This window comes from Streptomyces sp. NPDC012510, assembly GCF_042955065.1.
Lineage (GTDB): Bacteria > Actinomycetota > Actinomycetes > Streptomycetales > Streptomycetaceae > Streptomyces.
In genome coordinates, this window is the sequence record NZ_JBIBEN010000016.1 from 112,819 (window position 1) to 124,750 (window position 11,932).

Genomic DNA, 11,932 nt, shown 5'->3' on the forward strand with positions numbered 1-11,932 from the left:
TCGGGGGAGGGCGGGTGGGTGCCCGCGCCTCCCCCGAGGTCGCTCAGGTGGGGGTGATGCTCACCTCGCTGAATCGCGCGGTGCCGTGGGTCAGCGGGCTGCGGGAGCAGACCACCAGGCCCACGTAGTAGGCGGCGTCACCGAAGCCGGGGATCTCTCCCTCGGCGAGGGGGGTGAAGGTGACGCCCCCGTCTGTGGAGGCCGCCGCGGCGAAGACGCTCCCGGTGCGCCTCAGCCGCAGCAGGCAGGGGGTGGTGACCGTGGCGTTGCCGGTGAACGTCGACCGTCCGGCCACGGTCGTGCGGAGCATGAGCTGGGCGCTGGTCCCGCCGCTGACGATGGCCCCGGCCGCCTGGTCGAACGGCGACAGCGACTTGGCCATCAGCAGCCCGACCCGGTCGGCGTCGGCCCCGGTGCGGGAGTCCAGCCGGACGGTGACCTCGCAGTCACCGGTGATCGGCCGCCGTACGAACTGGCCGGTCATCCCTTGGTTGTTGACGGTCAGGTCGACTCCGGCGCCGTGTACGACGAAGGTCCCGTCCTCCTCGTACGCGGTGCTGCCGGGGGTGCGGACGGCGACCACGCCGAGGGTGCCGAACAGGCGGTCGTCGAGGACCGGGTCGCCGAGGTCGCCGTAGGTCCAGGGGGTGGGCGGGGGTGTGCCGACGGTCAGGGTGAGCGTGCCGGTCGCCTCGCCCGCCGCGTTGCCGGCCGTGGTGGTGAGGGTGAACCGGCCCGTCCGGGTGGGGGTTCCGGAGATCAGGCCGGTGCGCCGGTCGAGGCGGAGGCCGACGGGGAGTCCGCTCGCGGTGAACCGTACGGGTGCGTGTGAGGCGCGGATCAGGTGCTGGAAGGCGTCGCCCCGGTTGGCGAAGGCCGTTGTCGTGGAGGTGAGTTGCGGCCGGGAAGGGGTCGGCATCGGTGCGGAGGCGGGTTCCGAGCGCGGGCCCCGTCCGCCGCTGTTCGTCTTGGAGACGGTGTAGTGGTACGTGGTACCGGGGGTGCCGGTCGCGTCCGTGTACCGGAGGCGGGCGCCGAAGCCGACCGGGCCGACATCGCTCGCGATCGTCCGATAGGGGCCGTCGGCGTCCGTGGCGCGCTGCACCTTGTAGCGGGCGGAGAGGTCTGGATCGGTCCAGGCCAGCTCGACCGCGTCGGCACCGGCCCTCGCCTGCAGATCGGTGACCCGTCGGGCCGGGCGGCCCACCGACCAGACCTCTCCCCCGGCGGCGGACACCACGCTGACGTTGTCGAAGGCTCCGGTGCCGGTCTCGGCGTACTCCTCGTCCACTCCCAGGCAGGACGTGAGGACCAGCCCCGCGTGGACGGTGCGCCCCAACGCGACCTCGGTGGTGCCGACTTCGGTCCAGTGGACGCCGTCCGGGGAGATGGCGCCGGTGCAGCGGCGGCCCCTGCGGGTCACCCGCACCCAGTACGGGGCCCGCAGCCGGTAACCGTCGCCCGCGCCCTCGACGTACGGGGCCTCGAGCGGTGTCGCCGACTCCGGCAGGGAGCCCAGGCCGGAGATCGGGAAGGCGGCGGCCGTGGTGATGGCCTGCTGCTGGGAGGGCGGCACCGGTGTGCTGCCGGTGGCGGAGATGTCCGCGCCGGCCGCCGGACGCACGCTCCACACACCGCTCCAGGTGTGCAGGGGCAGCCCCTGGATCAGCATCGAGGCGTGCGGGGCGCCGGCGTCGAGCGAGTCCCGGAGCGTGACGCCGATCTTGGAGTACTGGGAGCTGAGCGGCCACACGATCCGTGCCGTGACGGTGCCGTCGCCACGCAGCGGCAGATGCGCCAGATGGTAGGTGTCCGCCGTCCCGCTCGCCCGCAGCACGAACCGCTCGCCGTCGAAGCCGGCGGAACCCGCGATCCCCACGTCCCCGAGGTCCTGGCCGGTCCAGGGCTCGGGAAGGCCCGCGGCGGTGGCCGCCGGGCACGAGGGGTCGCTGCCGCCCCGGGAGTTGGTGGCGGTGACGGTGTAGTGGTATGTCCTCCCTCCGCGCACCTCCTTGTCGGTGTAAGTCGGCTCGGTGAGACCGTCGGCGACCTTCTCGTACGGTCCCTCGGGGCGGGTGGACCTGCGGACCGTGTACGCGGTGGCCCAGGCCGACGGCAGCCACGCGACGGTCACGGCCTCGCGGTCGCCCACCGCCGTCACACCGGCCGGTGGCCTCGGGGCGGGCACCGTGGCGGGGGCCGTGGCCCCGGCGTAGGCGAAGGTGCCGAAGCTGGGCAGGTCGTCGTTGCTGCCCTCGACGACGCGGGAGCCGCCCGTGCCGCGGAAGAGGGCCGCCTTGGTGGCGGGGGCGTCGAGGCCGCGTACGCCGGCGTAGTGGGCGTGGTACATCTCGTAGATCGGCGGGATGGTGCCGCGGCCGACGGCCGAGACGGTCTTCTTGATGTACTTGCCGGTACGGTCCAGGTCTGGGGTGAAGGGGACGTCGCCGCCGAGGTTGTAGCGGGCGGCGTACTCGGCGTTGGCCAGGAGGCGGTGGCCGTCGAAGCCCCACAGGTCCACGCCCTGGTTCCAGGCCACCTGCGCCGCGTCGCCCATCAGGCCGACGGCGAGTTGCTCGTGCCCCTGGTCGCGGCCGCTCTCCTGCCCCTGCCCGCCGGCCGTCACGATCCGGCCCGGGACACTGCCGTTGCCCGCGCCCGCCGCCGCGAAGCGCAGCGCGTCCTCGAAGAGCACCGGCTCCTCGCAGAACACACCGATGGCCAGGATGGTCTGGATGGCGGTCAGGTCCCAGTTGCCGTTGGCGTACAGCATGTAGCCGGAGACCGCCGGGTACCAGACGTCGAGGAACGACCGCTCGCAGCGGGCGATGTCGGCGTCGGTCCAGCCGTCGTAGCCGGTGTGCCGGAGCAGTTCGGCGGCGTTGACGAATTTGAACGCCTGCAGGCCCGCGCCGAGCGGGCCGTCGGCGCCCGTGATCGTCGTCAGGGACGCCGACCAGGCGTTGAGGATGTCCCTCGCCTTGTCCGCGTGCGCCCGCTGTCCCGTCACGCACCACATCAGCGCGTTCTGGTACGCGGCGGCCGAGTCGGCGACGGCCTGGTTCTGGAAGTTGGTGGGGCCCCGGCCCCAGGAGGTGATCTGTCCGGTGTTCTGGACGGTGTAGGTGGACTTGGACCGGGCGTGGGCGGCCAGCGCGAGGTAGCCGTCGTGGATCGGGGATTCCTTCGCCGCGACCGCTTTCTTCAACCGGTCCAGGTCGGCCGCGGTGTGCAGCAGACCCGGGTGGCTGAAGGTGCGGGTCGCTTCGGTGGTGCGGGCCCACGCGGCCGTGGCGGAGGCGGACAGGAGTCCGGCCCCGGCCACGGCCGTGAGCCCGGCCGCTCCGAGGAACGACCGTCTGCTGAGGGGAAGCACAGGCGTCTCCTGGTGTTACGGGTGCCGCACGGTGAGCTTGAGGGACTGGGTGGCCGTACCGGCGCTGTTGGTAGCCGAGACGGTGACCGTGCAGGAGCCGGGGCGGGACGGGCGGCCGGAGATCAGGCCCGTCCTCGTGTCGAACGTCAGGCCCTTCGGAAGCCCCTCGGCCGCGAACGACGTGGGCAGACCGGACGCCGTGACGAGGTGGTTGAAGACCTGCTTCATGGTGGCCGTGGCCTCGCCCGCGCTGGTGATCGCCGGTGCCTCGGTGGCGGCGGCCGTGTCGGCGTCCAGGAAGCGGAGGTTCTGGACGTGTTCGTTGGCGAACATCGGGACCATGTCGGTCGTCAGGTACCAGCCCGGCTTCTTCATCTTGTCGTGGACGACCGTGCCGTTGACCGTCAGGTTCTGGAACGTGAGGTTCTTGATCGGACGGTCCGCGTCGTAGCCGGTCAGGATCGCCATGGAGGCGTGCGTGCCGTCGTACGTCAGGTTGCGGACGTAGACGTCCTCGATGCCACGGCCCGGCGCGGCGTTGTACCGGTTGGCCATCACCCGCATGTTGAGCAACTGGCCCCAGGTGAAGTCCTCCACGCGGACGTCCTGGATACGGACGTTGCGTATGAGGTTGCTGTCGCCGGGGTTGAGGGCGAAGCAGCCCTGGTAGAGGACCTGCGGTTCGCGGTGCTGGAGGACGTCGATGTTGCTGAAGACGATGTTCTCGATGGTCTCGGGCTTCTCGGGGTTGCCGTGGGTGCCCATGTTGACGGGATGGGCGACGTCGGCCCAGAGGGTGGAGTCGCGGACGGTCACGTTGCGGCAGTCGCCGTAGTAGTCCCAGCGGTGGGCGTAGACGGCGATGCAGTCGTCGCTGTTGCGCATGAAGACGCCCTCGATCAGCACGTCCTCGCTGCTGAACACGTCGATGCCGTCGCCCCACTGGCCGAAGCTGTAGGAGTGCAGGTTGCGGACGGTGACCTGCCGGGACTGGCCGATGGTGCAGGAGTAGCCGGTCTTGGGGTTGAGGGCGAGGATGCCGTCGATCTCGATGTTCTTGGAGAAGGCGACCAGGGTGGCGGCGTCCGAGTCGTAGATGATGCCCCGGCCGAGCAGCCGGGCGTTCTCCACGTTGGTGAATTCCACCCGGGCCTTGAGCACCGCGCCGCCGGCCAGGTACACCGTCTTGCCGCTGGGCACCTTCACCACGTTGTCGGTGACGGTGTGGATGCCCGGACCGAAGTAGATGACGTCCGGGTCGTCCTCCTCGGGCCGCCACTTCTCGATCGGGTTGGCGTGCAGTTGCAGGTTGTCGTAGATGTCGAACGCGCCACCGGCCGCGTCGCCGATCTCGATGGAGAGGTTGCGCGGCTCGCTGAGGCTGAAGGTGACGCTGTCGCCGCTGACCTCGTGTGCGATGTCGTACGACAGGGGCCTCACCCGCGCCGAGGCAATGGCGCCCTTCGAGGAGGTGACCTGGACCTCCACGGTGCCCCGGAAGTCGAGGTTGGCGACGGAGGAGCTGCGGACGACGCCGGATCCGGTCTTCTCGTTGATGGTCTTCGTACGGGCCCGGATCACGGGTACCGGCTGCCACTCGCCGCCGGGCGTACGGGCTTTGACGGAGAAGCTGGCGTTGAGGGGCAGACCGGTCGGGACCGGGTACACCACCAGCTTGTCGGCGGGCTCGCCTCCCTCGGCGGCGGTCGCGGTCCCGGTGGCCGCGCCGAGCAGTGTGTACGCGGCGGCCGTGGCACCGGCGGCCTGGAGGAGGGTGCGCCGGGACAGTCCGGAGGACTGAAGGTCGGTCATGAGCAATGTCCTTACGTGCAAGGGAGTTGAGGGAGCTGAGGGGTCGGGTCACATGCCCGCTCCGGGTCACTTGAGCCCGGAGGTGGACATCCCGGCGACGAAGCCGCGCTGGGCGACGAGGAAGATCAGCAGGATGGGGACGACGTACATCACCGATGCGGCGGCCTGGAGGGTGGTGACCGGCGTCCCGGCGGAGGTGACGTAGGTGGACATCACGGCGACGGCGAGTGTGGAACGGTCCGTGGACAGCAGGAGCTGGGGTGCGATGTAGTCGCCCCAGGTCCATGTGAAGGCGATCACGAAGCTCGCGGAGAGCACCGGCCAGGACTGCGGCAGGAAGATCCGCCAGAAGATCGTGGCGTATCCGCAGCCGTCGACGATCGCGGCCTCCTCCAGTTCGCGGGGCAGCCCGGCGAAGAACTGCCGGAAGAGGAAGACCAGGTACGGCGCCGCCGCGAGACCCCACAGCACCCAGGGCCAGTAGGTGTCGACCACGCCGAGCTTGGCGAAGATCAGATAGGTCGGCAGGAGGGTGATCATCTGGGGCAGCATCATCGAGCCGAGCAGGACGCCGAACAGCGTCTTCTTGCCCGGGGCGTCCAGCCGGGCGAAGCCGTAGCCGACCCACGCCGAGCTCAGGGTGACCAGGGTGGCGTAGAGGAGCGCGATGATCAGGGAGTTGCGGGCGTAGCCGAGGAAGTCGATGAGCTGGAAGGCGTCCGCGAAGTTGTGCCACTGGAAGTCGGCCGGCAGCCAGTGCACCGGCGCGGCGGCCGTCTCGGCGGAGGTCTTCAGACCGGTGAGGACCAGCCAGCCGAAGGGGCCGAGGAAGAGCCCGGTCGCGACGACGAGCACCGTGTAGAGGACGAGCCGGCCGGTGCGTATCCGCACCCGGGCCGGTGACCGCGCGGATTTGGAACGGTTCAGGGGGCGAGGGGTGCCGGTGGCCGCGGCGTCGGTGGTGGCACTGCCGGTGGTGTCGCTCGTGACGGTCACTTCTTCGCCTCCGGATCGACGTTGTAGAACACCACACCGGAGGTGAACTTGAAGATCAGTCCGGTGGCGATGAGGATCAGGACGAAGAGGACCCACAGCAGCGCGGAGGCGTAGCCGTAGCGGCCGAGCGCGAAGTACTCGGCGAACACGTGCATCATGTACATGTAGTTGGACTGCGGGATCGCGGTGACACCGCCCGTGGTCGAATCGGCGGCCAGCAGCAACGGCATGATCGTCTGCACCGACGCGATCACCCCGGTCACCGTCTGGAAGAGCAGCACCGGTGACAGCAGGGGCACGGTGATGCTGCGGAACGTCCGCCAGGCGCTCGCCCCGTCGAGCCGGGCCGCCTCGTGCAGTTCGCGGGGCACGTCCTGGAGCCCGGCCAAGGAGATGATCATGACGTTGCCCGCCGCCCACAGCACCGTCATCAGCAGGACGTAGCGGGCGTAGGGATCGGCGAGCCAGCCGAGGGCGTCGATGCCGAAGACGTTCAGTACCCCGTTGGCGGCACCGGAGTTCTGGTCGAAGAGCGACTTGAAGGCGAGTCCCGCGCCCACCGGCGGCACGACGGCCGGCAGATAGAGCAGGGTGCGGAACAGCCCCCGGGCCCGGATCGGCCGGTTCACCAGGACGGCGAGCCCGAGCCCCGCGAGGATCGACAGCGGCACCGAGGTCACCGCGAACAGTCCCGTGCGGCCCAGGGCGTCCCAGGTCACCGGATCGTCGAGCAGCTCGCGGTAATTTTCGAGCCCGATGTACCGCCAGTGCGGCGAGATCCCGTCATAGGTGGTCAGGCTCAGCCACAGCGCGTACGCCATCGGGACGACCGTCAGCAGCAGGAAGCCGATGATCCAGGGCGAGGCGAACATGTAGAACGCCCGGTGTCTCCGGGTGGTCATGCTGGTGCGGGGCCGGGCCGTGATCGCCGCCCCACCGCCGCGGCTCGTCGGCCCACCGCCGCGCCTCGTCGGCCCGTTCGCCGCGGCCGGTATCCGCTCGACCGTCATCCCACCTGCTCCTTACCGCGTTCGAGCTGTTCGTTGATGGTCGAGTTCAGACGCCTCGCGAGGGTGTCGAGGGAGATCTCGCCCTTCATCGCGGCGGGTGCCACCTGGTTGAAGAGGGCCTTGAAGCCGTCGGCCGTGATGTACGGGGTGAAGGAGATCACCGAGAAGTGCTCCAGCTCCGCCTCCTGCGCCTTCAGCACCCGGCGCTGGTAGTCGTGCTGGGCGGGCATCAGCGGGCGCAGGGACTTCAGGCTGGGGATGCCCCAGCCGCCGCCGGCGCGGTCCTTGGCCGGGGCCTCGCCGAAGAACCACTCGAAGACCCGCCAGGCGGCGTCCTTGTTGCGGGCCTTCTTCGGCATCCAGAACCCGGTGCCGCCCTGGCAGGGGCTGACCCGCACACCGCCCGCGAAGACCGGGGCGGGGGCGAGCCGGGAGACCTTCGCCAGCTTCTGGTCGGCGTTGATCATGCCGCCGAGCCAGTAGCCGCTGTTGGTCATGGCCATCCGGCCCGCCTGATAGGTGGGCCCGTCCCAGGCGTTGGGGTCGGGCTGGATCACGCTCGGGCCGACCCTGGTCCGGCAGTAGTCGACGTACCAGCCCAGCGCCTTGCGGGCCTCCGGGGTGGTGAAGTCGATCCGGGACAAGTCGTCGCTGAAGAGACTGCCGCCGGCGGCCGCCGTCAGCGTCGACAGGTTGGTGGCCTCGTAGAGACCGTTGTAGCTGCCGCCGAAGACGATCGTCTGACCGTTCTTCCGCTGGGTGAGCCGCTTGGCCCGGTCCAGCCAGTCCTCGTAGGTGACCGGCTCGGACTCGGACGGGTAGTCGACGCCCGCCTCGTCGAAGTGCCCGGTGTTGTACCAGTACATGGAGTCCTGGGAGAAGTCCTTCACCATGCCGTAGCGCGGACCCTTGCCCTGGATACGGCCGTCGTAGCGCCACAGGTCGTTGACCGGATCGAGGTCGTCGGCCCTCAGCACCCGGCTTCCGGCGAAGTACGGATCCAGGTTCTCGGCCACGTCCCGCGCCACGAAGTACGGCGCGTCCACAGCACCCACGCCGCGCACCAGGTCCGGCGGGTTTCCGCTGGTCAGCATCGCGATCAGCTTGGTGATGTCGTGCTTCACCGTGACGATCCGGACGCCGATGTCCTGCTGTGCCTGCTGGATCAGCTCCGGGGAGATGTCCTCGGGTTTGACCATCAGCGTGACGATCTCGCCGGGGCCGCTGACTCCGCTGGACACCTGGAGCGCGCAGCCGTTCAGCGCCGCCGCGCCGGCCGCCACGCCACCGGCGGACAGGGCGAGGAACCGACGGCGGCTCATGTGACCACCGGCAGGGGTAGGCATGCACACCTCCAGGAACAACAACCGGTTTCTACCGGTCGACGGGCAGAGCTTGTGCCTGAGCGCAAACCGCGTCAAGAGTGTTGACCAGTTTTCGAAAACCCTGCACAACCCCTGGGGTATGACCGAATGCCCCCTCGGGCACCCTCGGCGGCACTTCCGCGAGAGCGAACGTGCCTGGTCAACGGCCGCGTACGGCGGGTTCCCCGACCGGCGTCCGAGTCCAGAAGCACGCGGCTGCAGCAACCGGTTGCTCCCCGCCCGGGGGAGCGCCACGCGGCTCCCAGGGCGCACATTCCGTCCCGGTTACCGGAGACCAGGGGTAACCGATTACGCCATGCCGCGGTTCTCGTCGGCCTCACAACCGCGAGCACCCCCTCCCCACCGCAGGCCGGAACCAACAAGACCGATCCCGCCGCCCCTTCCTCGCCCGCATGACCTGCATCTTCACGGGCACCCTGCGACGGGCCTCCACCCTGACCACGCGACCACAACGATTGACCGCCCATCGAGGGCGGATCTACGGTAGAAGACGTTTTCTGAAACTGTTCCTTCTTCTACCCCCCGCATCCCCTCCCAGCGCTCCAGGAGAGTCATGCCCAGCGCCCAGCCGACGCGAGCCGTGTTCGCCATGGATCCGGTGCACCTGCCCCTGCTCTTCCCGCCGCCGCTCATGGCACGGCTGCGGCAGGTGGTCGAGATCGACCCCGCACTCGTCGTACGGAACTTCGCCGATCCCGAGGCCGCCCCGGCGCTGGCCGAAGCCGAGGTGCTGATCACCGGCTGGGGCTGCCCGCACCTCGACGCGGACGTCCTGGTGGCGGCGCCCCGGCTGCGTACCGTCCTGCACGCCGCCGGCTCGGTCCGCGCGCTGGTCGGCGAGGCCCTCTGGCGGAGCGGGGTCACCGTGTCCAGCGCGGTGGCCGGCAACGCGCTGCCGGTCGCCGAGTACACCCTGGCGATGATCCTGCTGGCCGGGAAGGACACCTTCGACCAGCGCGAACGCTTCCGACAGACGCACACCTACCCCTCCCCCGCCGAGACCGCGACCATCGGCAACGTGGGCCGCCGGGTCGGGGTCATCGGGGCCTCGCGCGTCGGCCGCCGGCTCCTGGAACTGCTGAAGCCGTTCGACTTCGCCGTCTCGCTGTACGACCCCTACGTGGACCCGGCCGCGGCCGCCGCGCTGGGCGCCGAGCCGATGACGCTGGAGGACCTGCTGCGCACCAGCGACATCGTCAGCCTGCACGCACCCGACATCCCCGAGACCTACCGCATGCTCGACCGCGACAGACTCGCCCTGATCAGGGACGGCGGCGTGCTCATCAACACCTCGCGGGGCGCCCTGGTCGACCCGGACGCGCTCACGGACGAACTGCTCTCCGGCCGGCTCAGCGCGGTCCTGGACGTCACCGAACCCGAGCCGCTGCCCCCCGGGTCCCCGCTCTACAACCTCCCCAACGTCTTCCTCACCCCGCACATCGCGGGCTCCCTCGGCAACGAGCTGGAGCGCCTCGGCCGTACCGTCGTCGAGGAGTTGGAGCGTCTCGCCTCGGGTCGGCCCCCGGCCCACGAGGTGCGCCACACCGACCTGGCCCGGGTCGCCTGAACGGTGCCGGCGCGCCCCGCACGGCCACCCCTCCCACCGCGTCGCCGTTCACGTCCGCCACCACCCCTCACCTCACCGTCGACTGCCCCGCCGCGCCTGTTTCGTAAACGTTTTCGGCCTCAAGGCGGCCCTGAGAGGAGCTCTCAGGGCCGCCCATCCGAAGTGCGGCACAACTCTGACCTGCGAGGCTCTGGTCACGCAGCCGCCGCCATGCGGCGACTCTCGGCAACCTCGGCGACAATCCGGCGTAACAATTTCTCTTCGCACTCTTGCGTGAGCCGATCAGGCGACCTACGTTTCATAGCAACCGTTTACTACACGTTTCCGCAGGGGTCCCGAGACACGAGCTGACGGTCCGCCTCGCTCGCCGTCGCCCCACCGAGCCGCCCCTCGCTTCCCCGCTTCCGCGATCGTCTACGTCTCGAAGGATGACCGTACGATGAACTCCACCAACCCCCGGAGAAGGTTCGCCCGCATTGCCGTCGCGGGTATGGCGCTCACGGGTCTGCTCTCCGCATGCGGCGGCTCGGACTCCGGCGACGGAGGCGACTCCTCCGCCTCCGGCCCGGTCACCCTCGACTTCTGGGGCTGGGCCAACGGCCAGGAAGCCGTCGTCAAGGCCTTCAACGCCTCCCACAAGGACGTCAAGCTCAAGTACACCAAGGTCACCGACCAGCTGACCATGCAGAAGCAGCTCAGCAACGCGGTGAAGGCGGGCAACGCGCCCTGTCTGCTGCAGAACACCGGCGAGTACGTCACGAGCTGGGTCTCCCAGGGCGCGCTGGCCGACATCACCGAGTACGTCGAGCCGAGCAAGGGCGAGTTCAACCCCGGTTCCTGGGCCACCGGCCAGGTCCAGGGCAAGGTCTACGGCGTGCCCACCGCCTCGGCGCCCGCCTTCACGATCTACCGGACCGACATCTTCGAGAAGTACGACCTGGAGGCGCCGCAGACCTGGGACGACTTCATCGCCGCAGGCAAGGTGCTGAAGAAGCACGACATCCACATCACCAACTACGCCGGCGAGGACCCGAGCACCCTGGAGGTGCTCGCGATGCAGGCCGGGGCGCACTGGTACTCGATCGACGGCGACTCCTGGAAGGTGGACTTCCAGGACGAGGGAAGCCTGAAGGCCGCCGAGGTGATCCAGGAGATCATCGACAACGACCTGAACGCCAAGCGCTCCTTCGCCGACTACGCGGCCGTCCAGCGCAGCTTCGACAAGGGCGACACGGCCACCCGTCAGATCTCCACCTGGCAGATGTCCGGCATGGTGCAGAACTTCACCGACTCCTTCGGCAAGTGGGCACTCTCGCCGTGGCCGACGTACAAGGGCGAGGCGCCGAAGACACCGGCCGGCACCAACCAGAGTGGCAACCTGACCCTGGTGTCCGAGCAGTGCGAGAACAAGAAGCAGGCGGCCGAGGCGGCGCTGTGGATGTCCACGGACACCGGCGCGGTCAAGACCATGGCGAGCCCGGAGACCGGCAGCGGTGTGATGCCGGCGCTGGCCGACAGCGAGTCGTACGTCTCGGAGGCGATCTCCGAGAAGCTGCTCGGCAAGAACTACGAGCCGGCCAAGACGGTCGTCACCGACAGCCTGGGCACCATCACCACCGACTGGGTGTTCGGCCCCAACTGGACGGCCATGTTCACCGAGCTGCAGAGCGAGTGGGGCAAGGTCGTCAGCAAGGAACAGAAGGTCACCGACCTGCTCGCGCACATGCAGGAGTGGACGGTCAAGGACCTGAAGTCCCGCGGTATCAACGTCAAGGGCTGAGGCATC

7 protein-coding genes are annotated in these 11,932 nt (G+C 69.5%); 2 read left to right on the top strand and 5 right to left on the bottom strand.

Translation table 11 applies throughout. The features are described from left to right. Positions 1–43: 43 nt before the first annotated feature. The 5 genes from ACFY9I_RS27785 to ACFY9I_RS27805 all read right to left on the bottom strand — a co-directional run bounded on the left by ACFY9I_RS27785 (position 44) and on the right by ACFY9I_RS27805 (position 8,516). Positions 44–3,376, bottom strand: coding sequence for an alginate lyase family protein (locus tag ACFY9I_RS27785; protein ID WP_391006354.1), 3,333 nt, complete (start codon positions 3,374–3,376; stop codon positions 44–46). Positions 3,377–3,391: 15 nt separating this feature from the next. Then, positions 3,392–5,188 (bottom strand): putative Ig domain-containing protein, encoded by a 1,797-nt coding sequence (locus ACFY9I_RS27790; protein ID WP_391006357.1) that lies wholly within the window; start codon positions 5,186–5,188, stop codon positions 3,392–3,394. Positions 5,189–5,254: 66 nt separating this feature from the next. Beyond that, positions 5,255–6,115, bottom strand: coding sequence for an ABC transporter permease subunit (locus tag ACFY9I_RS27795; protein ID WP_391006646.1), 861 nt, complete (start codon positions 6,113–6,115; stop codon positions 5,255–5,257). A 65-nt stretch (positions 6,116–6,180) separates the two neighbouring features. After that, positions 6,181–7,194 carry an ABC transporter permease subunit gene (locus ACFY9I_RS27800; RefSeq protein ID WP_391006360.1) on the bottom strand — a complete coding sequence of 338 codons (1,014 nt, stop codon included), beginning with the start codon at positions 7,192–7,194 and terminating at the stop codon, positions 6,181–6,183. After that, entirely contained in the window at positions 7,191–8,516 is a 1,326-nt protein-coding gene (locus ACFY9I_RS27805) for an extracellular solute-binding protein (protein WP_391006363.1), read from the bottom strand. The genes ACFY9I_RS27800 and ACFY9I_RS27805 overlap by 4 nt, the downstream gene beginning before the upstream one ends. 616 nt (positions 8,517–9,132) lie before the next feature. Here ACFY9I_RS27805 and ACFY9I_RS27810 point away from each other — a divergent pair. Both ACFY9I_RS27810 and ACFY9I_RS27815 read left to right on the top strand, forming a co-directional pair. Then, positions 9,133–10,146, top strand: a complete 1,014-nt coding sequence (locus ACFY9I_RS27810) for an NAD(P)-dependent oxidoreductase (RefSeq protein ID WP_391006366.1) — start codon at positions 9,133–9,135, stop codon at positions 10,144–10,146. 439 nt (positions 10,147–10,585) lie between these two features. Next, positions 10,586–11,926: an extracellular solute-binding protein gene (locus ACFY9I_RS27815; RefSeq protein ID WP_391006369.1), complete on the top strand. Its 1,341-nt coding sequence runs from the start codon at positions 10,586–10,588 to the stop codon at positions 11,924–11,926. Positions 11,927–11,932 lie beyond the last annotated feature (6 nt).

Excerpts from the sequence above, each read along its gene's own strand:
- ACFY9I_RS27790 (WP_391006357.1), bottom strand. The coding sequence starts at position 5,188 with ATGACCGACCTTCAGTCCTCCGGACTGTCCCGGCGCACCCTCCTCCAG.
- ACFY9I_RS27800 (WP_391006360.1), bottom strand. The coding sequence starts at position 7,194 with ATGACGGTCGAGCGGATACCGGCCGCGGCGAACGGGCCGACGAGGCGC.
- ACFY9I_RS27805 (WP_391006363.1), bottom strand. The coding sequence starts at position 8,516 with ATGAGCCGCCGTCGGTTCCTCGCCCTGTCCGCCGGTGGCGTGGCGGCC.
- ACFY9I_RS27810 (WP_391006366.1), top strand. The coding sequence starts at position 9,133 with ATGCCCAGCGCCCAGCCGACGCGAGCCGTGTTCGCCATGGATCCGGTG.
- ACFY9I_RS27815 (WP_391006369.1), top strand. The coding sequence starts at position 10,586 with ATGAACTCCACCAACCCCCGGAGAAGGTTCGCCCGCATTGCCGTCGCG.